Raw genomic sequence first — 21,410 nt, forward strand, 5'->3', positions numbered from 1 at the left:
TAGTTAGTCTTCAGCAATCCAACTACGCAGTAACTTTGCAAAATCGTCTGGCTTTTCTTTGGCCATTTTTTCTAGCTGCTTACGACGCATTGTAGCTTCCGTTTCAATTTCTTCATTAATATCATCAACCATTAATTCTTCTTGTTCTTCTAGGATACTTAACTCTTCTTCTTCCTTCGCACGTTTACGTGAACGGATAATGAAGAATGCTAGTAATAAGATAACAGCTAACAAGATACCTCCGATAACCCAAACCCACCATGGAATGATTGGTTTTTCATCAGCTACCTCTGTTGCCTTACCATATAATGGTTGTACAGATACCGCCACTTTTTCATCGATCTGCTCTTGAGTAAGTTCTGCTGCTACGTCTTTGGAAATTGTTGTACGTACAATTGTACTTAAAATTTTCTCAATATCTTCTCGAACACCGTCTGGTAATGACGCTGCGTCAGTTGCTGTCGGTGGTTCAACAATTACTTGAATACCAATATCCTGAATTTTATAAGGAGCTTCTTGAATATCCTTACGTATACGGTTCACATCATTATTAATCGTTTCTTCCGTACGTTCGTAATCACCATTTCCTGCTGTACCTTCATTATAAGTTGTGAAGTTATCAGTAGTTGTTTCAGCTTCAGGTGTTCCAGCAGCGGCAGCTGCTCCTGTACCAGAATATTGCTCTGTAATTCGCTGAGCACTTATGGCAATACCTTCCATATTTTCTTCATCAACAGGTGTCACAAGATTTTCTTCACGATTTTCTTTCTTGAAATCAATATCCGTTGTGACAGAAACCATTACTTTATCTTGTCCCATCAACGTTCCAAGCATATTTTGTACTTGACGTTGTAAATCTCGTTCTACCAATTTCTTCATTTGTAATTGGCCTTCAGCTGTTGTTGTGGAAGTACCATCAGCTGTTGCTGCATTCAGATCAAAGTACTCTGAAAATTGGTTAGAGATCACTATATTTTCAGTCTTTAAATTCGGAATACTTTTTGACACTAAATTGTACATTGTAGTTATTTGCTGTTCCGTAAATTTATAGCCAGGATCAGTATTTAAAACGATAGATGCTGTTGCCTCTCCTTGAACATCCGTTACGAATACACCTTCCTCAGGAACAGTAATCATAACTTTTGCATCTTTTACACCTTCCAGATTTTTGAAAAGTTTAGCAATTTCAGTTTCAGTAGCTGCTTTTTTTAATAGGTTAAATTCATTATCAGTCATACCAAATCCTGAACTATTAGCAAATGAGTAATCGATTGATCCTGTTTGTGGATATCCCTCTGAAGCTAATTGCACTAATAAGGAGTCAACTTGCTCTTCTGGCACTAAAATAGATGTTCCACCTGGAGCAATTTGATAGGTCACACCTTGGGAATCTAGCGCTTCCTTTACCTGTCCAATTTCCCGTGTTGATAAATCTTTATAAAGTGGAACATATGTAGTTTTGGAAGCAAAAAATGTCACAATTGCTGCTAGTGCGATTACAACTACCACGGAGCCAATCATAACTATTTTTTGCTTTTTACTTCGACTTGTCCAAAATTGACTGGTGTCGTTTTTTATTTTTGTCAATCGTTCATTCATTATGAATCCTCCGGTTATAGTGAATAACCTAGCCATCAATAATTTGCGAACATAATGAGCCACTCTGATTTGTGGTTGTTAATTTATATTGAAAAGAGGTTTCTTATCTTTACAATAAAATTAAACACTCATGCGCATTATTTCTTGGTAAGCTTCAATCACCTTATTGCGAACTTCAATTGTTGCGTTTAGGGTAATGCTTGCCTTTTGCGAAGCAATCATCACTTCATGCAACTCCACATCTTCACCTTTAATTAGCTTCTGAGTAAATTTATCAGAAGTTATTTGTTGATCATTTACTTTTGCAATTGCTTCTTTTAACGAGTTCGCGAAGCTTTGTTGCGCTTCATAAGGTGTAGCATTCAGTTTATTCGTGTTATTTACAACCTGAGTAGGTGTCATTAGCGAAATGGACGAAATGGCCATGTATGTATCTTCCTTTCTACTTAAATTTATTTACCAATCTCTAAAGCCTTTGTAAGCATGGATTTATTCGCATTAAATACAGTTATATTCGCCTCATAAGAACGAGTAGCCGACATTAAATCAACCATTTCTTTTAATGGATCGACGTTAGGCATGTTTACATAACCATCTGCATTCGCATCTGGATGAGTTGGGTCATATACAAGTTTGAAAGGTGTTTCTTGATCTTCTGAGATTCGAGTAATTTTCACACCATTACCAACACCACTTTTTGCATTTTTACCTAGTGCTATATTCAAAAAATTAGAAAATTGTCCTTCTTGAGCTGACAGCGTCACGGACTTACGTCGATATGGTTCCCATTCCCCATTCACTTGACGAGCGCGAGTTGTATCCATGTTAGCCATATTAGAAGAAATAACGTCCATACGTAAACGTTGCGCTGTTAATGCGGAGGCAGTGGTATTCATCCCATGAAAAATAGACATCTATTACTTACCTCCTTTAATAACAGTATTCAATGTGTTTAATTTCCCATTAACACGATCGATTAGAGCATTATAATAAATTTGATTCTCTGCTAATTTCGCTTGCTCAGCATCCATATCTACAGCATTGCCATTGTTTCTATATCGCAAGTTCTCAACAATATTGACACCTGGTGTAGATTGTCGAAACGTGAAATCATAATGTCTATTATCAGTGCGGTATGCAGAAATAGCTATGCTCTTCTGCTCTTCCAACATATCCTTAAAACTAACATTTTTCGCCTTATAATTAGGTGTATCGACATTCGCGATATTATTTGCGATTGTTTTATGATTTAAAGTGGCATAGGAAAGTCCATTTTCCAGGCTACTAATAGTTCCTCCAAATAAATTCAAAACTGTTCACCTCATTTTATTTAAATCTATGTACTTGTTAATTTATCCAATAATACAATTGTAATTAAGATGATACCTAGTGTCTATTGTCTTTTGTCACTTTTTAATAGTCTATACGCCCTATTTTTTCTCCCTCTCAACCATGACAAAACTTCCCCATCCTTTGCGTCTCTAGGCTTCAGTAAAGATTGATAATCATCTAGTTATTTTACACCATTTCGACAGTGTTTACGATTTTATTGTGAAAAATGCCTTTTTATGAGGTTTATCGCCTTTTTTAATCCTTTTAAATAAAGGTCCCTTTTTACTAGTTTAATCACTATGGGAGTATTTTTTATACAGTGACTATAAGTTTATTCACCATTATTCAAAAGTAACATATCAGCATTTTTTATATGCTAATTGTAGTGACAAATTATCGAACATTTTTAGGATAAAAGCAACGAAATCCATGTTTTTATATTAATTCTCTAAAAAAACAAATGCCCTAAAATTTCGAAAATACACAAAAAAGCGTCTATATTTACCATAGACACCATCATTGTTTTGAAAAACAATACATTTTATGAAAGATGAAAACGGCTTTCATTCCACACTACCTGCTTGCCACTATACTTCTCTCTCACTCAGTTTAAAGTACAAAACTACCGCTCTGTTTAAGGTCTCCCCTTTCTCACATGGGAATCAATTAGCCTTCTACTCCACCGTTCTACATTAAAAGCAAAAATTACAATCACTAGTCTGAAAAGTCACTTTTCCTCATGTTCGACTAACGGATTCATTGTACGCTCCTCTGGATTGGACGATGACGAAACCTAAAGCACCCCTCACCTTTCTAAAAGGTCTTTTTCAATATTGTCTTTTTCAACAACATAAAAAGCGTCTATGCTTACCATAGACGCTTTCATTAGCTTATTAAAAGAAGTATTTATTTCATTTTAATTTCTGCTAAAGCATTTAAGAATTTATCGTTTAGTACTTTAATATAAGTACCTTTCATACCTAAAGAGCGAGATTCAATGACACCTGCTGATTCAAGTTTACGTAATGCGTTTACGATCACCGAGCGTGTAATACCCACTCGATCAGCAATTTTAGAAGCAACTAGTAAGCCTTCATTACCATCAAGTTCTTCGAAAATGTGTTCAATTGCCTCTAACTCACTGTACGAAAGTGAATTAATAGCCATTTGCACGACAGCTTTGCTACGGGCTTCTTCTTCAATTTCTTCCGACTTTTCACGTAAAATTTCCATACCAACCACTGTTGCACCATACTCAGCTAAAATTAGATCATCATCTTCAAATTGTGAAGATAAACGAGCAAGGATTAATGTTCCTAAACGCTCACCACCACCAACGATTGGTACAATTGTTGTTAAAGCATTTTGGAATAAATCTTTATTTTCTACCGGGAAAGCAGTATGTTCATTATTAATATCTAAATTTGATGATGTTTCAGAGATCGTAAATAAGCTATGTGTGTATTCTTCTGGGAACTGTCTCTCTTCGAACATTTTTTTCATACGTTCATTTTCAATTTGTTGGTGAATTGAAATACCTAATAATTTACCTTTACGACTTAAAATATAGACATTACTATCGATAATATCGCCTAATGTATCGGCCATTTCCTTAAAGTTTACTGGCTTACCAGCAGAAGCTTGAAGCATCGAGTTAATTTTACGTGTTTTTTCTAATAAATTCATTATATGTTCCTCCTATAAATAATCCGAAGAGTATTTACTAAATATTCTAAAGGTTTTTATTATTGAATGATACTAATCAGCTTTATCTTACAGTATAAACTGTGACAAATCTTTGTTTTTTACTATTCCCGCAAGTTTTTGATCCACATACGCCGCATTGATTGGGATACTGGCAGGCGCAATTTCAGATGCCTCAAACGATAGTTCTTCCAGTAAACGTTCTAATATCGTGTGTAAACGACGAGCTCCGATATTGTCTGTTTCCTGATTCACTTCAGTTGCTATCTCAGCAATTCGTTCAATAGCATCTGTCGTGAAATGAATTTCTACGCCTTCTGTCTCTAAAAGTGCTTTATATTGCAAAATTAATGATTGATCTGGTTCTTGTAAAATACGGACAAAATCCTGTTTTGTTAATTTTTCTAGCTCTACTCGAATTGGGAAACGGCCTTGTAACTCGGGAATTAGGTCTGATGGTTTTGACATATGAAATGCCCCAGCAGCAACAAACAGCATATAATCCGTTTTCACTGCACCATACTTCGTAGTAACCGTAGAACCTTCTACAATTGGTAAAATGTCACGTTGAACTCCTTCACGGGAGACATTCGCCGAAGTATTTCCTTCTTTACTAGCAATTTTATCGATTTCGTCAATAAAAATGATACCCGTTTGCTCAGCTCTATTAATGGCTTCCTGTGCTACTTCATCAGCATCTATCAGCTTATTTGCTTCTTCTATTGTTAAAATACGACGCGCGTCTTTTACTTGCACACGGCGTTTTTTCTGTTTTTTAGGCATTAAACTAGAGAGCATATCCTGCATACCACTATTCGCAGACATATCCATCCCAGTTCCTTGTAACGCATCAAAAATGGATGGATTTTGTTCTGTTACCTCTACAGTAACCCACTCATTTTCTAACTTACCATTGCGTAAATCAATGGCAATTTGAGCACGCTTCGAGCGAACTTCTCCATCATCTGCTGATGAATCATCATTTGTTGGTTGTTCTTTCCCACCAAATAGCATTTCAAACGGATTTTGCATCGCCTGTTTTTTACGTAAAGAAGGCACCAAAAGTTTCACGATTGCTTCATTTGCTAATTCTTCTGCTTGTTCCTTGACTGACTCCATCATTTCTTCTTTAACTAGACGGTGAGAAGCTTCTACCAAGTCACGGACCATTGATTCAACATCTCTACCCACATAGCCTACTTCGGTAAACTTTGTCGCTTCAACTTTTACAAAAGGTGCATTGGTAAGCTTTGCAATCCTTCTGGCTATTTCTGTTTTGCCGACACCAGTTGGCCCAATCATCAAAATATTTTTCGGAATAACTTCAGCCTTCATATCTTCATTTAACAACGAACGACGATAGCGGTTTCGTAACGCAATAGCTACTGCTCGCTTAGCTTCATTCTGCCCAACAATGTAACGATCTAAATGCTCAGTAATTTGTCTTGGCGTTAAATTTTTTTGTGTCATTAGTTCAGCGCCTCCACGATAATATTATGATTTGTAAATACACAGATTTCAGCAGCTGTTTCTAATGCCGCTTCAGCTATTTCACGAGCAGTCATTGTTTCACCTGCATATTTTTTTAATGCTCTACCTGCAGACAATGCATAATTGCCTCCAGAGCCAATGGCCAAAATGCCATCATCAGGTTCAATCACTTCTCCTGTACCCGAAACGAGTAATAAAGTCGTTTTATCCATTACTAGTAGCATTGCTTCTAGCTGGCGCAGCATTTTATCACCACGCCATTGCTTCGCTACCTCAACGGCTGCCCGTTGCAAATTACCGTTATACTCATTTAATTTGCCTTCAAACATTTCAAAAAGTGTAAAGGCATCAGCAACTGAACCTGCAAAACCAGCGAGGACCTGCCCATTAAACAGACGTCTGACCTTCCTTGCTGTACCCTTCATCACAACTGCATTTCCCAATGTTACTTGACCATCACCAGCCATAGCACAGCCTCCGTTATGATGAACCGCAAATATCGTTGTTGCATGAATTTGTCCCATCTGCCTTCCTCCTTAGCTCTATTATGCCCTTGGATGAGCATTCATATATGTTTGACGAAGATGCTCTTTTGTTACATGTGTGTAAACTTGTGTAGAAGATAAATGTGAGTGACCTAATAACTCCTGCACCGTCCGTAAATCTGCGCCATTATTCAATAAATGAGTAGCAAAAGTATGGCGAAGCATGTGTGGGTAAATTTTCGTATGGAGTGAGGCCTTATCAATCATTTCGTTTAAAATATGACGTACCCCTCTAGGAGTAAGTTCCCCACCACGCATATTGACAAACAACTGCAGATGATTCGTTTTTTTCATCAATCGTGGACGAGCTTGCTCTATGTAGTCCTGCATTGCTAAACTCGCAAATTGACCAAATGGAATGATTCGTTCTTTTCGACCTTTGCCCATTACTCGTATAATCGAATAATGAAAATCTACATCCTCTACTTGAATTGAAGTCAGTTCACTCACACGAATACCTGTTGCATATAACAGCTCTAATATAGCTATATTTCTTAATGATTTCAAATCATCACCAGTATTCGCATCAAATAACTGTTTCAATTCCTCTTCGTAGAAAAAATTAGGTAAACGTGATTCTTTTTTCGGATGATAAAGCGAACGAAAGGCTCCGTCATCTAATCCGTACTGTCTATTTAGAAAGCGAAAAAAGGAGCGTATTGAGGAAATTTTCCTTGAAATAGAAGCCCTTGCCCTTTTCTCATCGTACAACTTTGTTACATAAAGACGTGCATGTATATATTCAACACTTGCTAAATCATCGATTCCCTCCGTTTGTAAAAAGGTTAAAAAATCTAGCAGGTCTGATTCATATTCTCGCACTGTATGAACAGAGAAGTTCTTTTCAACTTGGATGTAAAGCATGAACTGTTCGAGTGCATCTTGGGACGAAACTAACACAGAAAGATTCACCACCAATAATTTATTAATAATTTTCTTAAATGACTGACACTTGTAATATAACGGATATACAATCCTTTGTCATCTCTTACAAGTTTGTATCGTTTTCCTTATCATTAATAAACATACATATTGACACTAAACCTATCTTCATAATATAGCAAGTGTAAATAGTTATATTTTGAGAAAAACTCCATACAAAATAATAAAATACGTCTAATTAAGCATTTTGTCTACAAAAAGAAAAAGCCTCTAAGAGTATAACAACTTTTAGAGGCTTTTGGCAATTAAATTGTTTGTGAATTCACAAAATTTCGAATTGTGCTTATTGCGCGTGTTGCATGCATTTCCGCACGCTCTGGCTTAGAACGACGACCAGGTGGTAAGTCAGGGAAGATGCCGAAGTTTACATTCATAGGCTGGAAGTTTTTCGACTGTGCTTCTGTTATATAACGCGCCATGCTTCCTAATGCCGTTTCGAATGGGAAAATAATCGGCTCTTGTCCTAAGGCTAAACGAGCTGCATTTATTCCTGCAATTAATCCACTACCTGCTGATTCAACATAGCCTTCTACACCAGTCATCTGACCTGCAAAGAAAATATTCTTTTGCTCACGAAGTTGATATGTTTTTTCTAAAACTTTCGGTGAATTAATGAAGGTGTTTCTGTGCATGACGCCATAGCGAACAATTTCTACATTCTCTAACCCAGGAATGAGCTGTAGCACTTCCTTTTGTGGCCCCCATTTTAAATGCGTTTGGAAGCCTACAATGTTGTAAAGCGTGCCTGCTGCATCGTCTTGACGAAGTTGAACAACTGCATATGGACGTTTTCCTGTTTTAGGATCCTCAAGACCTACTGGCTTCATCGGACCAAATAACATAGTTTTCTCTCCACGAGCTGCCATGACTTCAATTGGCATACAACCTTCAAAGTAAATTTCTTTTTCAAATTCCTTCAATGGTACAACTTCAGCTTCGATTAATGCTTGGCGGAAACGATCGAATTCTTCCTTTGTCATAGGACAGTTTAAATAAGCCGCTTCCCCTTTATCATAACGAGATTTTAAATAAACTTTATTCATATTAATACTATCTTTTTCGATAATAGGAGCTGCTGCATCGTAAAAGTATAAATAATCTAAACCCGTTAAACCTTGAATTTTTTCAGCTAAAGCTTTTGAAGTTAATGGTCCTGTTGCAATAACTGTAATACCTTCTGGAATTTCTGTGACTTCTTCATGAATAACCTCCACAAGTGGATGGTTTTTCACAGTTTCAGTTACATACCCTGCAAATTCGTGACGATCTACTGCTAAGGCACCTCCAGCAGGTACTGAACATTGGTCTGCTGCCTTTAAGATAACAGAATCTAACATACGCATTTCTTCTTTTATAACGCCTACAGCATTTGTTAACCCGTTTGCCCGCAATGAGTTAGAACAAACAAGCTCAGCAAATTTATCAGTATGGTGCGCTGGTGTCTGCTTTACTGGACGCATTTCATAGAGTTTAACTTTTATACCCCGCTTAGCAATTTGCCAAGCTGCCTCACTACCTGCCAGCCCTGCTCCAATTACATTTACTACTTGTTCAGTCATGTTTCTTACCATCTTCCTATCATTGAGTTGGTGCTTCTTCATAGTCACACTTCGTACATTGAATTTGCACACCTTTTTTTATCTTTTTCTCTACTAATAATGCACTACATTTTGGACATGGTCTATTAATCGGCTTGTCCCATGAGACAAATTCACATTCAGGATACTGATTGCAACCATAGAATAGACGCTTTGTTTTACTTTTTCGCTCCACAATTTCGCCCGTTTCACAGGAAGGACATTTCACACCAATAGGCTTCATAATCGCTTTTGTATTTCTACAATCCGGGAAATTAGAACAAGCCATAAATTTGCCATATCGTCCAAGCTTAAAGACCATTGGAGATCCACAAAGCTCACAGTCTTCTCCTGCAGGCTCATCTTTAATGACAACCTTTTCCATAGCTTCATCCGCATGTTTTACATGGACTTCAAAGTCTTTGTAAAATTCCTCCACAACTTTTTTCCATTGTCGATTGCCTTCTTCAATATCATCTAAATCTTGTTCCATTTGTGCTGTGAATTCGATGTTTATGATATCTGGGAAAAATTCTAGTACGAGTTGGTGTACGATCTCTCCTAGCTCTGTTGGCATAAAGCGTTTAGCATCTAATACAACATAGCCACGGCGCTGAATTGTATCGAGGGTCGGTGCATATGTGGACGGGCGCCCAATTCCTAGTTCTTCCATTGTTTTAACAAGTCGCGCCTCAGAATAACGTGGTGGTGGCTGTGTAAAATGTTGTTTAGGCTCGATTTCAAGCGATTTTACTTGATCACCAATTTCCATCTCAGGTAAAAGTTTTGTCGTCTCTTCAGTTTGATCATCAGTACCTTCAATATATAGTTTCATAAAGCCTGCGAATTTAACTTGTGAGCCATTTGCACGGAATAAAACATCACCATTTTGAAGATCTACAGCTACAGTATCAAGTACTGCCGGTGCCATTTGACTCGCAATAAAGCGCTCCCAAATTAAGCGATATAAGCGTAACTGATCACGGCTAAGTACCGCCTTTAATTCATCTGGTGTCCGCATTGTACTTGTTGGACGTATTGCTTCGTGCGCATCCTGTGCATTTGAAGCTTTCTTTGTTTGTTTTATTTCTGTTGCAATGTATTCTTTTCCATATTTACCCTCAATGTACGTAACCGCTTCTGCTTTTGCCGTATCAGAAATACGTGTGGAATCGGTACGCATATAAGTAATTAACCCGACTGTCCCCTCTTTTTTTCCAATATCTATACCTTCGTATAATTGCTGAGCTAGCATCATGGTCTTCTTAGCACGGAAATTTAATTTTCGTGCAGCTTCTTGCTGTAAAGATGATGTTGTAAAGGCTGGTGCAGCATTACGCTTACGTTCCTTTTTCGTTACATTGACAACATCAAAGTTTGTTCCTTTAACATCTTTTAAGATTGCCTTTACTTGTGCTTCATTTGTTAATTTTATTTTGTCTTTACCATTTCCATAGTAAAGGGCATCAAATGATTTTTTTCCCTTTTCAAACGTTCCTTCAATTGTCCAATATTCTTCAGGTTGGAAGTTTTTAATTTCATTTTCACGATCAATGATCATGCGTAGTGCTACAGATTGTACCCGACCCGCTGATAAACCTTTTTTTACCTTTTTCCATAGAATTGGGCTAATGTTATAGCCAACAAGTCGATCCAATATACGTCTTGTTTGCTGCGCATCTACTAAATCCATGTTAATTGGACGTGGGTTTTTAAAAGACTCTATAATTGCATCTTTAGTAATTTCATTAAATACAACACGACAATCTGAGTGAATATCAATATTTAATGCAGTCGCAAGGTGCCAAGCAATTGCTTCTCCCTCGCGGTCTGGATCGGCCGCTAGATAAACTTTCTTTACTTTTTTAGCAGCAGACTTTAATTCCTGTAACACAGGTCCTTTACCACGTATCGTAATATATTTAGGCTCGAAATTATTTTCCGCGCTAACGCCCATCTGACTACGTGGAAGATCCCGTACGTGTCCAACCGACGCTTTCACTTTATATTTCTTTCCTAAATACCGTTCAATTGTTTTTGCTTTTGCTGGTGATTCTACAATCACTAAATAATCCGCCATCTATGTCTCCCCCTTAGCGAGGTCTATTACTAATTTTTTAAGTTACCTGTTGCAAAATGTATAACAGATTTTAAGATAATGCAACTTTTTTTCAATTTTTGTTAGAAAAGAGGTCTAATGTTTCAATGATTTGATGACCATTCACTATGGGAATTGCTCCTTCAAAAAGCAATTGATTTGTCCCTTTTGATTGCGTTGCGTCTATAGGTCCTGGCACCACAAACACATCTTTTCCTTGCTCTAATGCAAGCTCTGTTGTAATAAGCGTGCCACTTTTTAATGCCGCTTCTGTCACAACTAATGCTTGAGATAAACCACTTATGATTCGGTTACGCATTGGGAAATGCCATTTTTCAGGCTTCATATAAGGAGGATATTCTGTCATTAATAACTGGTGCTCTGCCATTTGCGTAGCAAGAATGCGGTTTTCTGATGGATAGAGATAATTAAAACCATGTCCAAGCACAGCTATTGTATGACCGCCCATATCGATAGTCGCCCTATGTGCCATTGTATCTGCACCTCTTGCAAGCCCACTAACAACCGTATAATCACGTTGAATAAGCGGCGGGACAATTAAGTCTATCGCTCTTTTTGAATACGCTGTCGCCTTCCTAGAGCCTATAATAGCTATCTGTTTTTTGTTTGTTAACAGGGAATATTGACCTTTCACATACAATACAGTAGGTGGACTTGATATTTCAAATAATTGCGCCGGGAAATAGGGATGATAAAACGGGATGGGGAAAATATTAGCCCGTGCATAGGCCTCTTCAAGTGGTGTTGTCATAATTTGTCGAAAGCGCTGAGAAAGTTGATGTGCTTTTTGTGCCGATATTTGTAAAACGTTTGCGAGGTCGTCATAATGAATGTCTTCAAAAGAGCTTAAAATATTCACAGGGGACAACAATTGCTGAAGTTTCTGTAGTGGTAATGGGTACACATAATGTAAGGCTAGTAATCTCTGCGTATCTACTGCGAGAATCATTCAATAAACCTCCTTTTATAATAGAAGAAATTAAATGACCGCATGATAATTTTCAACACAACATTGCATTATTATTTATAACATCTGCCACAAAATTGTTGATTTCTTCATAAGTAAGTAGGTAATTGTTGAATGAAGTATGATAAACAGTGTATAAATAATGAAAAAGATGTAGCCGTAATGGCTACATCTTCCATTTTAATGGGTTTTACACTTTTCGTATAGCCCTTTTTCTTTAATTACTTTAATCAATGTTTCACCAATTACAGAAGGTGTTTCTGCAACTTCAATACCAGCTTCGTTCATTGCTTTAATTTTCTCCGCTGCTGTTCCTTTACCACCAGAAATGATAGCACCAGCGTGACCCATACGTTTGCCAGGAGGTGCAGTTTGTCCACCAATAAAGCCTACAACAGGTTTTGTCATATTTGCCTTAATCCATGCCGCTGCTTCTTCCTCAGCTGTACCACCGATTTCACCAATCATAACAACTGCGTATGTTTCTGGATCATTATTAAAAGCTTCAAGCACATCAATGAAGTTTGTACCGTTGACAGGGTCTCCACCAATACCTACTGCAGTTGTTTGACCAATTCCAGCTTGTGTTAATTGGTGTACTGCTTCATATGTTAATGTACCAGAACGAGAAACAACTCCTACATGGCCTTTTGTATGAATATAACCAGGCATGATACCAATTTTACATTCATCAGCTGTAATAACACCTGGACAGTTTGGACCTACTAGGCGAGTGTTTTTGCCTTCCATATAACGTTTAACCTTAACCATATCAAGGACAGGAATATGCTCTGTGATACAGATTGTTAATTCTAATTCAGCATCAACAGCTTCTAAAATTGCATCTGCCGCAAATGGTGCAGGTACATAGATAACTGAAGTTGTAGCACCTGTTGCAGCTACAGCTTCTGCTACTGTATTGAAAACAGGAACTCCCTCGATTTCAAGTCCACCTTTACCTGGTGTTACACCTGCTACGATTTTAGTACCATACTCAAGCATTTGCTTCGTATGGAAAAGAGCTGTTTCGCCCGTAATCCCTTGTACAATTACCTTCGTATCTTTGTTAATAAATACAGCCATTGTTCTCCCTGCCTTCCTTAGCCTACTAGTCCCACAATTTTTTGTGCACCGTCAGCCATTGAATCCGCTGCAACGATGTTTAAACCAGATGCATTTAAAATTTCTTTTCCAAGTTCAACATTTGTACCTTCTAAGCGTACAACTAATGGCACAGCTAAACCAATCTCTTTAGCAGCCGTTACAACACCCTCAGCAATAATGTTACACTTCATAATTCCACCAAAGATGTTTACGAAAATGCCTTTTACGTTTGGATCAGAAAGGATAATTTTGAAAGCCTCTGTTACTTTTTCAGCTGTTGCACCGCCCCCTACATCTAGGAAGTTAGCAGGGCTTCCGCCGTAATAACTAATTGTATCCATCGTTGCCATTGCAAGACCAGCACCGTTAACCATACAGCCAATATTTCCATCTAATGAAATATAGCTTAGGTCATATTTTGAAGCTTCGATTTCTTTTGCATCTTCTTCGTCAAAATCGCGTAATTCGACAATATCCTTATGTCGATATAATGCATTGGCATCAAAATTGAATTTAGCATCTAATGCTACTACTTCGCCTTGTCCAGTTACAACAAGTGGATTAATTTCTACAATTGATGCATCTTTGTCGATAAATGCTTGATATAAGCCTAACATTAATTTAACAGCTTTCCCTACAAGGTTTGCTGGAATATTCATATTAAACGCCATACGACGTGCTTGGAAGCTTGTTAATCCAACTACAGGATCTACAACTTCTTTGAAGATTTTTTCCGGATTTGTTTCTGCTACTTCTTCAATATCCATACCGCCTTCTTCAGATCCCATCACTGTTACACGAGATGTGGCACGGTCTAATACTAGACTTAAATAGTATTCTTTTTGGATATCAGAACCCTCTTCAATATACAAACGTTTTACTTCTTTTCCTTCTGGACCTGTTTGATGAGTCACTAAAATTTTTCCTAATAACTCTTTTGCGTATGTGCGCACCTCGTCAAGGTTTTTAGCGATTTTGACACCGCCTGCTTTACCGCGTCCACCTGCATGGATTTGCGCCTTGACTACTGTTACGTTTGAGCCAAGTTCCTTCGCTACTTTTACAGCTTCATCAGGGGAAAAAGCAACTTTTCCGTTTGGTACAGCTACACCATATTTTCTCAGAATCTCTTTCCCTTGATATTCATGGATATTCATAATACATCCTCCCATCAAACATTTGCATAGAATTGTTTTACTAACATAGACTATTCTAACGAAAGATTCTGATAAAGTCTACACTTTGTCTTTAGTTCGAATTTTCTCTCTTATTATGACGCTTTTTTCTATTTTGTGTACTAAAACAGCTTGTAAAAATAATCAGAATAATTCATTTTTTCTATATTTTTGCGCATGTTGCTGATCCAAACGATAAATAAATGCGAAAACTTCTGCTACTGCCTGATATAATTCTTCAGGAATAGACTCATTTAAATCTAATTGACCAAGTAACTGCACAAGGTTAGGATCCTCATAAATCGGCACATTATGCTCATTTGCTCTTGCCAAAATGTTCTCGGCAATTTTCCCTTTTCCCTTTGCTACAACAGTGGGACTATCAAATTGACCAAGCTTATACGTAAGCGCAATTGCCTCTTTTCGAGTAAGTTTTTCTTCGCTCATACGCGGATATCCACCCCACTCTGCTCCTCTCGCTGTTCTACTACAGGATCTACTTTTTCCGTTTGCCCTTTGTCAAATTGTTTAATAAACACACCTGAAAGTTGATAATTTTTTTCAGCCAGGCCAATTTTTAAAGCAGCCTTTAACGGCTCAGCAAGTGATTGAATTTCCGAATTTTCATTAAAGACCGTTACTGTGACAACTCTATTTTGAACCTGCATATCAATCACTGTTTCTTGCATAGATGCCATTTGTAAATAAAATAATACGCGTGCATAGTTAGCATCAATTTTGCCATTATCTTTCATGCGACCATTCCATTGTAAGGTTGCATCCATCTTCTTGCCAAAAAATTCAAGTGGAACTTGCATGATGAGCTGATGTTGATGACCATTTTCTCCTGAAGATAGCTGCATTCCATTCATACGCGTCATAAGCATCTCTGCCGCTTCCTTCATTTGAGGTGGTATATTAGTTTCCTGCAATAATGTATGGAGCTGTGGCTTTAGCTGATGCGCAATCATGTGTAAATCAGCCGACTTGCTTCCGAGTGTAGCCTCGTAGCTAATTCCTAAATTTTTCAACACCGTTTTAAGTGCATGTTCCATCGCTTTACTATCCATTGAATTTTGTACTAGTGCTTCTGCTTGTGTCACAACTTGCTGTATAAATGGTTGCGAAGAATCAATACTATTTTTCACCAGATTGCGCATGAGTGCCTCAGTCTGTGAAGGAGAATTGGCCTCTTGTTTAAATAAGGATAACAAATGATCTTTCATCGAAAGTGTGTGGGCATCCTGTGTAAATAAACGATCAGCTGTATTTTGAGTAAAAGCTTTTAATAACTGATCCTGCATTTGTTTAGCAAAAACATCTAGCGTTTGTTTTGATACTGGTAGCTGATTGAAACGATCCACCAGCTGATTGATTTGCTGTTTTTGCTCATTCGTTAATAAATTTTGACTTTCGGTCCATGATTTAAGCTGTTCCACCAGTTGTCTAGCATTTTCTGGCTTTGTAGCAAGAATGGTTTGAATAACTTGACCAGCTTGCTGTATTGGCTGAAAGGCTTTTGCTTCATTCATTTTTGACCAGTTTTGCAATGTAGCCTGCTGGGGGAGAATCCCCGACTCTTTTAGCATTGATAAAGCTTGCATTTTTTCATTCATTGTCGCAGAACTATTCGTTAAACTTTGTAAAAGCCTTGCAAGCACTGCACTACCTGTTTCTACTTCAAAGGGCTTGGCAATCGCTTGTACTTGTTGCATTAAATTTTGCCTCAATGACTCAGATAGGGTTGTATCCTTCGCTAAAAGCTGAGCAAAGTTATCCATGATAGCGGTCATACCAGATGTCTTTTGACCACTCATCAATGCTTGAAACACATCGTTTATCATAGGCATTTTAAGCTCTATCATTTTTTGAATGGTTTGTAGAGCATCTACTTTTGATATACCCTCTGGCAATGCCTTTAACCACATTTCAGCTTGCAGCATTTGTTCTTTAGAAATGGGTAGCTGCGCTTTCATAAAATGCCCTAATAATTGCTGCATCTCTGCAGATTTGGGCAAATTCATGGATTCTAATAACTGATTAATTTGCTGACTTGGTGTAGATGCCTGCGCCATCGGTCCAGTCACTATTTTCAATTCCGTTTGTGGATTTGTCCCTGTTACCTGAAAGAAATGGGCATCCCCAGCTTTTAACGGCACTTCTAATTTAGCTATAAATTTTTGATTACCTACTTGTATTTCTGCCATTTGATCTGGATATAATTGCTTAATTGTTCCATGAAATACTTGTCCTTGTTTTAAAGCAAGTGGTTGATTTGTCGAAGTCATTGCATTTTGCTGCATCTGAATTGGATTAAATGATGTGGCTGTCATATACATACTCCTTTCATCAATTACTCCTTCGTGTAATTGTCTACCGTTTTTTAGCTTTATGAAAACATAGATTTTATTGGTTCAAATGATTTACGATGGTGAATAGTCGGTCCAAATTCTTCTAACGCTTTTAAATGTTGCTTAGTCCCATACCCTGCATGTTGCGCAAAGCCATACATTGGAAATTCCTCGTCTAATTGCTCCATATACTCATCCCGTGCCGTTTTAGCTAAAATGGATGCAGCTGCTATCGCTAAGCTCTTAGCATCTCCTTTTATAATCGAATCTTGAGGAATTGTAATAGGTAATGTCATAGCATCTACTAAAACAACATTCGGCTTCGTTGACAATGATTCAACACTTACCTTCATAGATTGTTTTGTTGCCTCATATATATTCAGTTCATCAATTTGTTGGGCAGATTGAAAATGAATAAAATAGCTTATGGCATGCTCTTTAATTAATGTAGCAAAGCCGTTTCGTTTATCCTTCGATAATTGCTTTGAGTCATTCAGACCAACAAGTGCCTCACAATTTGTCGGTAAAATTACTGCTGCCGTTACGACTGGTCCTGCTAGTGGTCCTCTTCCTGCTTCATCTACACCCGCAATAAATGTATCTGTTCCCCCATAGCTTAAATCGAATGTAACTTTTTTTTGATGATCTTGCAGTAATTGATGTTTTTTATCTTGTCTCTTTTGCCAAGTTAGCCATGCCTTTTGTACACCTGCTCTTTCATCGGCTGCAACTTCTTTCATCCAATCTTGCCATTCCTCAGCAGCTTTCAATGCAGTTGTAATTTCCTTAATCGTTTTCATTGTGTACTCCTTCTTGCTTCTATTCATTCAAACTATATCATGTTCAGTTATTATGTAGTCTCTTTAACTTGAAAACTATTTTCCTCTCTATAGTCATTATCGGTTAAAAAATGTATTCCTAAAAGAAAAACTGTCACAAAAGAACGTGTGACAGTTTTAAATACTTATAATTGTTCAGTTTCCTTTTCTAATTGTTCATCCACAAAATCAAAGGTAAGTTTACCTAATTGTAATCCACGGATATCTCGAACAATTAGTTGAGCTACTTGATCATAATCTATTTCTCCACCAGGACCAAACACACGACGCAGCTTACCAATATGGTCAAAAGTATCCACTAACTCCTCATGGATAAACTCAAGACCGTAACGCTCTTCCATACGCTTTGGATAATGATTAGATAAGAAGCGTAATCCATAGACAGCTAGGTCTTCCATATTTGTAATAGTATCCTTAATAGCACCGGTTAAAGCTAATTTAAAGCCTACTTCTTGATCCTCAAACTTTGGCCATAAAATACCTGGTGTATCCAATAGTTCAAGCTCTTTACCAACTTTGATCCATTGCTGTGCCTTTGTCACACCTGGTGTATTGCCTGTTTTAGCGATATTTTTTTTCGCTAATCGATTTATCAATGTTGATTTTCCCACGTTTGGAATACCCACAATCATGGCACGAATAGCTCTAGGCTTCATTCCTCTTGCTTTCATGCGATCAAATTTTTCTTTTAAAATATCTTGTGCCGCTTTTGTGACTTGCTGTAAGCCCTTCCCCTCAAGTGAGTTAATGGCTACTGCTTTATGGCCACGCTTTGCAAAATACTCTACCCATTTCCGTGTTTCTTGTTCATCTGCCATATCCGCTTTATTTAAGATCAAAAGACGAGGTTTTTGGTTAATGACTTCGTCAATCATCGGATTACGTGAGGATAGCGGTAAACGTGCATCTATTAATTCAAAGATAATATCGACAAGCTTTAATTTTTCAGTTACTTCACGTCGGGCTTTAGCCATATGCCCTGGAAACCATTGTATCGTCACAGCTATACCTCCTAAACTAAAAGAAAAAGGGAGTGATTATGCTCTCCCTTTCTTACATTACTTTACAATTTTTATATCACTAAATGGCCAGAAAATCAGACTAGTATTACCGATAATTTCTTTTTGGTTAACAAGGCCAATATGTCGACTGTCTTTACTATATCGACGATTATCTCCCATAACAAAGATATACCCCTCAGGAATGGTATTGCTATCCAAGGAAACATCAATGTCATTTAAGGTGAAATCTTCTGTTAAAGTTCCCTCTGTGATTTGCGCTTTATAGGCATCTAAATAGGGTTCTTCAATTGGCTCACCATTTATATACAATTGATCATCCTTATACTCTAATGTATCTCCTGGCAATCCAATTACACGCTTTATGTAATTTTTTTGTTCAGGTGCATGAAATACAACGATATCAAAACGTTTAGGCTCACCTATTTTATAACCAATTTTATTCACAATCATTCGGTCGCCATCTTCAAGGGTTGGCATCATGGACTCTCCATCAACTGCAATGGGTGTAAATAAAAAATATCGAATAACTGCAGCAATCGCAAATGCAATTAATAGTGCTTTTGTCCATTCCCATAATTCATTTTTTTCTTTCACTTGTTTTTCCATTGAGAATTGCCCCCTTGTCTAACACCATTTTAGATGATAGTGAATAAAGATGACAAGCAAAAAGAAAAGAGGCTTGAACACAAGCCCCTCACTTTTAAGTCATAATTATCGAATTTCTTTAATACGAGCAGCTTTACCACGTAGGTTACGTAGGTAGTAAAGTTTAGCACGACGTACTTTACCACGACGTACAACTTCTAAGTTAGCGATTTTTGGTGTGTGTACAGGGAATGTACGCTCAACACCTACACCGTAAGAAATTTTACGAACTGTGAAAGTTTCGCTAATTCCGCCACCACGACGTTTAATTACTACACCTTCGAAAATTTGGATACGTTCACGAGTACCCTCTACTACTTTCACGTGTACCTTAACAGTATCACCAGGACGGAAAGTTGGTAGATCAGAGCGAAGCTGAGATTTTGTAATTTCTGCAATAATGTTTGACATTGTTTTCTCTCCTTAGACAGATGCTCTTGCACGCAATCTATGCCACAGCGGAACACCGTAATTCAGTACTCCACATAGAAGTACAGATTAGATGTTATCATAAATAGATTCGGCAATCAAGCATCTAGACAATTGTTTTTTAGTTTTTCTAGATACAATTTTTGCTTGTCTGTTAATGGGTATTGCTCCAGTAAGTCAGGACGGCGCTCAAAAGTTCTTTTCAGCGACTGTTCCTCTCGCCATTGCTCAATTTTAGCATGATTCCCCGATAATAAAACATCAGGTACCTTCATGCCACGGAACTCCGCAGGACGTGTATAATGTGGATGCTCAAGGAGACCTGTTGAAAAAGAATCCTGAATATGAGAATCCTCTTGTCCTAAGACACCAGGTAACAATCTAACTACGCTATCAATAACAGTCATAGCGCCTAATTCTCCACCTGTTAAGACAAAATCGCCAATGGAAATCTCGTCTGTCACAAGATGCTGACGTATACGCTCATCATAGCCTTCATAATGACCACATAAGAACACTAACTCTGTCTCCTGCGCTAGCTCCTCTGCTTTTTTCTGCGTAAATCGTTCGCCCTGAGGACACATTAATATGATACGCGGCTGTTTCCCTGCAGTTATAGCCTCTACTGCACTAAACATTGGTTCAGGCTTTAATACCATACCTGCACCACCACCATATGGATAGTCGTCAACCTGATTATGCTTGTTCCCTGAAAATGTACGAATATCCGTTACCTCTAAATTTACAGCTCCCTTTTCTTGTGCCTTCTTTAAAATAGATGCACCAAAAACACCTGAAAACATATCAGGAAACAGGCTCAATACATGAATATTCATCATAATAAGCCTTCCATAACATGAATGACTATTTTTTTGTCCCTAACATCAATATCTTTCACGATATCTTCTATATAAGGGATATAGTGTTCTTTCTTAGTCCCTTTCACTACCCATACATCGTTTGCCCCTGTTTGCAGGATATCTGCTACTATACCGATTGTCTCGCCCTCTTCAGAAATAACTGTGCAGCCTATTATTTCATGGAAAAAGAACTCATTTTCTTCAAGAAGATCATCAGTCATTTGATCTTTTGTCACTTTCAGCATGCCTTCTTTAAATGGCTCAACCAAGTTGATATTGTTCATGCCTTCAAAAGTTAATAAAATAAAGTTTTTATGACGACGCATAGAGTCAATCGTTACCCAGGTTGGCTTCTTATCATCTTTTTTAAAGGCAGCAAGCTTATTTCCTACTACAAAACGCTCTTCTTCAAAGTCTGTTGTCGATAATACACGTACCTCACCACGAATACCGTGCGTATTGACAATTCGACCTACATTAAACCATTCCATTCTATTTCACCTCGTAAAAAAAAATGCTTATCTTCACAATGCATCTGGCTCATCCAAAAAAGGTTCCGTTCTTGCAGATGTGCTTTGGAAGAATGTAGTTTTAGCTAAGACTCATTTGTCTTGTCAACAATAATATAAGCAATATCCTTTATCTATACTCCTTATTTAAGCTTTAATTTCCACTTAAATAGAAGTTATAGCGATATGCTGATGTTAAA

The 21,410-nt window shown here is 37.6% G+C and carries 21 protein-coding genes; all 21 read right to left on the bottom strand.

Annotated elements, in window-relative coordinates:
* Positions 1-3: 3 nt before the first annotated feature.
* The 21 genes from fliF to rimM all read right to left on the bottom strand — a co-directional run bounded on the left by fliF (position 4) and on the right by rimM (position 21,192).
* Positions 4-1,599: a flagellar basal-body MS-ring/collar protein FliF gene (gene fliF, locus HXV90_RS10495; RefSeq protein WP_016994578.1), complete on the bottom strand. Its 1,596-nt coding sequence runs from the start codon at positions 1,597-1,599 to the stop codon at positions 4-6.
* A 120-nt stretch (positions 1,600-1,719) separates the two neighbouring features.
* Entirely contained in the window at positions 1,720-2,025 is a 306-nt protein-coding gene (gene fliE / locus HXV90_RS10500; protein WP_004269303.1) for a flagellar hook-basal body complex protein FliE, read from the bottom strand.
* Between the two features lie 26 nt (positions 2,026-2,051).
* On the bottom strand, positions 2,052-2,513 hold the full coding sequence (flgC, locus tag HXV90_RS10505) for a flagellar basal body rod protein FlgC (protein ID WP_054550512.1): 462 nt from the start codon (positions 2,511-2,513) through the stop codon (positions 2,052-2,054).
* A 3-nt stretch (positions 2,514-2,516) separates the two neighbouring features.
* The gene (gene flgB / locus HXV90_RS10510) at positions 2,517-2,909 is read right to left on the bottom strand and encodes a flagellar basal body rod protein FlgB (protein ID WP_048391621.1); all 393 of its coding nucleotides are present in this window, start codon (positions 2,907-2,909) and stop codon (positions 2,517-2,519) included.
* Between the two features lie 928 nt (positions 2,910-3,837).
* Positions 3,838-4,617, bottom strand: coding sequence for a GTP-sensing pleiotropic transcriptional regulator CodY (gene codY, locus HXV90_RS10515; RefSeq protein WP_004229266.1), 780 nt, complete (start codon positions 4,615-4,617; stop codon positions 3,838-3,840).
* An 87-nt stretch (positions 4,618-4,704) separates the two neighbouring features.
* Positions 4,705-6,105, bottom strand: coding sequence for an ATP-dependent protease ATPase subunit HslU (gene hslU / locus HXV90_RS10520; RefSeq protein WP_004229268.1), 1,401 nt, complete (start codon positions 6,103-6,105; stop codon positions 4,705-4,707).
* Positions 6,105-6,650 (bottom strand): ATP-dependent protease subunit HslV, encoded by a 546-nt coding sequence (hslV, locus tag HXV90_RS10525; protein WP_004229270.1) that lies wholly within the window; start codon positions 6,648-6,650, stop codon positions 6,105-6,107. The genes hslU and hslV overlap by 1 nt, the downstream gene beginning before the upstream one ends.
* A 21-nt stretch (positions 6,651-6,671) precedes the next feature.
* Positions 6,672-7,571: a tyrosine recombinase XerC gene (gene xerC, locus HXV90_RS10530; protein WP_004229272.1), complete on the bottom strand. Its 900-nt coding sequence runs from the start codon at positions 7,569-7,571 to the stop codon at positions 6,672-6,674.
* A gap of 287 nt (positions 7,572-7,858) precedes the next feature.
* A complete protein-coding gene (gene trmFO / locus HXV90_RS10535; protein WP_269898930.1) occupies positions 7,859-9,172 on the bottom strand; it encodes an FADH(2)-oxidizing methylenetetrahydrofolate--tRNA-(uracil(54)-C(5))-methyltransferase TrmFO in 1,314 nt (437 codons plus the stop codon).
* A 19-nt stretch (positions 9,173-9,191) separates the two neighbouring features.
* Positions 9,192-11,270, bottom strand: coding sequence for a type I DNA topoisomerase (gene topA, locus HXV90_RS10540; protein ID WP_016994084.1), 2,079 nt, complete (start codon positions 11,268-11,270; stop codon positions 9,192-9,194).
* Positions 11,271-11,361: 91 nt separating this feature from the next.
* The gene (gene dprA / locus HXV90_RS10545) at positions 11,362-12,258 is read right to left on the bottom strand and encodes a DNA-processing protein DprA (RefSeq protein WP_269898931.1); all 897 of its coding nucleotides are present in this window, start codon (positions 12,256-12,258) and stop codon (positions 11,362-11,364) included.
* A gap of 198 nt (positions 12,259-12,456) precedes the next feature.
* Positions 12,457-13,359, bottom strand: a complete 903-nt coding sequence (sucD, locus tag HXV90_RS10550) for a succinate--CoA ligase subunit alpha (protein WP_004229280.1) — start codon at positions 13,357-13,359, stop codon at positions 12,457-12,459.
* Between the two features lie 17 nt (positions 13,360-13,376).
* Positions 13,377-14,537 (bottom strand): ADP-forming succinate--CoA ligase subunit beta, encoded by a 1,161-nt coding sequence (sucC, locus tag HXV90_RS10555; RefSeq protein WP_036080495.1) that lies wholly within the window; start codon positions 14,535-14,537, stop codon positions 13,377-13,379.
* 162 nt (positions 14,538-14,699) lie between these two features.
* On the bottom strand, positions 14,700-15,002 hold the full coding sequence (locus HXV90_RS10560; RefSeq protein WP_048391628.1) for an EscU/YscU/HrcU family type III secretion system export apparatus switch protein: 303 nt from the start codon (positions 15,000-15,002) through the stop codon (positions 14,700-14,702).
* Positions 14,999-16,888, bottom strand: a complete 1,890-nt coding sequence (locus HXV90_RS10565; protein WP_112117485.1) for a hypothetical protein — start codon at positions 16,886-16,888, stop codon at positions 14,999-15,001. The genes HXV90_RS10560 and HXV90_RS10565 overlap by 4 nt, the downstream gene beginning before the upstream one ends.
* 56 nt (positions 16,889-16,944) lie before the next feature.
* On the bottom strand, positions 16,945-17,706 hold the full coding sequence (locus HXV90_RS10570) for a ribonuclease HII (protein WP_048391633.1): 762 nt from the start codon (positions 17,704-17,706) through the stop codon (positions 16,945-16,947).
* 164 nt (positions 17,707-17,870) lie between these two features.
* Positions 17,871-18,746 (bottom strand): ribosome biogenesis GTPase YlqF, encoded by an 876-nt coding sequence (ylqF, locus tag HXV90_RS10575; RefSeq protein WP_048391635.1) that lies wholly within the window; start codon positions 18,744-18,746, stop codon positions 17,871-17,873.
* 57 nt (positions 18,747-18,803) lie between these two features.
* Positions 18,804-19,373, bottom strand: coding sequence for a signal peptidase I (gene lepB, locus HXV90_RS10580; protein ID WP_048391637.1), 570 nt, complete (start codon positions 19,371-19,373; stop codon positions 18,804-18,806).
* Positions 19,374-19,478: 105 nt separating this feature from the next.
* Complete coding sequence (gene rplS / locus HXV90_RS10585) at positions 19,479-19,823, bottom strand: 50S ribosomal protein L19 (protein ID WP_004269407.1); 345 nt, start codon at positions 19,821-19,823, stop codon at positions 19,479-19,481.
* 116 nt (positions 19,824-19,939) lie between these two features.
* On the bottom strand, positions 19,940-20,677 hold the full coding sequence (gene trmD, locus HXV90_RS10590; RefSeq protein WP_048391697.1) for a tRNA (guanosine(37)-N1)-methyltransferase TrmD: 738 nt from the start codon (positions 20,675-20,677) through the stop codon (positions 19,940-19,942).
* Complete coding sequence (gene rimM, locus HXV90_RS10595) at positions 20,677-21,192, bottom strand: ribosome maturation factor RimM (protein ID WP_048391639.1); 516 nt, start codon at positions 21,190-21,192, stop codon at positions 20,677-20,679. The genes trmD and rimM overlap by 1 nt, the downstream gene beginning before the upstream one ends.
* Positions 21,193-21,410 lie beyond the last annotated feature (218 nt).

The organism is Lysinibacillus sp. JK80 (genome assembly GCF_027557635.1).
Taxonomy (GTDB): domain Bacteria; phylum Bacillota; class Bacilli; order Bacillales_A; family Planococcaceae; genus Lysinibacillus; species Lysinibacillus capsici.

Excerpts from the sequence above, each read along its gene's own strand:
- HXV90_RS10565 (WP_112117485.1), bottom strand. The coding sequence starts at position 16,888 with ATGACAGCCACATCATTTAATCCAATTCAGATGCAGCAAAATGCAATG.
- HXV90_RS10570 (WP_048391633.1), bottom strand. The coding sequence starts at position 17,706 with ATGAAAACGATTAAGGAAATTACAACTGCATTGAAAGCTGCTGAGGAA.
- fliF (WP_016994578.1), bottom strand. The coding sequence starts at position 1,599 with ATGAATGAACGATTGACAAAAATAAAAAACGACACCAGTCAATTTTGG.
- topA (WP_016994084.1), bottom strand. The coding sequence starts at position 11,270 with ATGGCGGATTATTTAGTGATTGTAGAATCACCAGCAAAAGCAAAAACA.
- dprA (WP_269898931.1), bottom strand. The coding sequence starts at position 12,258 with ATGATTCTCGCAGTAGATACGCAGAGATTACTAGCCTTACATTATGTG.
- codY (WP_004229266.1), bottom strand. The coding sequence starts at position 4,617 with ATGAATTTATTAGAAAAAACACGTAAAATTAACTCGATGCTTCAAGCT.
- trmD (WP_048391697.1), bottom strand. The coding sequence starts at position 20,677 with ATGAATATTCATGTATTGAGCCTGTTTCCTGATATGTTTTCAGGTGTT.
- sucD (WP_004229280.1), bottom strand. The coding sequence starts at position 13,359 with ATGGCTGTATTTATTAACAAAGATACGAAGGTAATTGTACAAGGGATT.
- rplS (WP_004269407.1), bottom strand. The coding sequence starts at position 19,823 with ATGTCAAACATTATTGCAGAAATTACAAAATCTCAGCTTCGCTCTGAT.
- rimM (WP_048391639.1), bottom strand. The coding sequence starts at position 21,192 with ATGGAATGGTTTAATGTAGGTCGAATTGTCAATACGCACGGTATTCGT.
- hslU (WP_004229268.1), bottom strand. The coding sequence starts at position 6,105 with ATGACACAAAAAAATTTAACGCCAAGACAAATTACTGAGCATTTAGAT.
- lepB (WP_048391637.1), bottom strand. The coding sequence starts at position 19,373 with ATGGAAAAACAAGTGAAAGAAAAAAATGAATTATGGGAATGGACAAAA.
- HXV90_RS10560 (WP_048391628.1), bottom strand. The coding sequence starts at position 15,002 with ATGAGCGAAGAAAAACTTACTCGAAAAGAGGCAATTGCGCTTACGTAT.
- fliE (WP_004269303.1), bottom strand. The coding sequence starts at position 2,025 with ATGGCCATTTCGTCCATTTCGCTAATGACACCTACTCAGGTTGTAAAT.
- hslV (WP_004229270.1), bottom strand. The coding sequence starts at position 6,650 with ATGGGACAAATTCATGCAACAACGATATTTGCGGTTCATCATAACGGA.
- flgC (WP_054550512.1), bottom strand. The coding sequence starts at position 2,513 with ATGTCTATTTTTCATGGGATGAATACCACTGCCTCCGCATTAACAGCG.
- trmFO (WP_269898930.1), bottom strand. The coding sequence starts at position 9,172 with ATGACTGAACAAGTAGTAAATGTAATTGGAGCAGGGCTGGCAGGTAGT.
- sucC (WP_036080495.1), bottom strand. The coding sequence starts at position 14,537 with ATGAATATCCATGAATATCAAGGGAAAGAGATTCTGAGAAAATATGGT.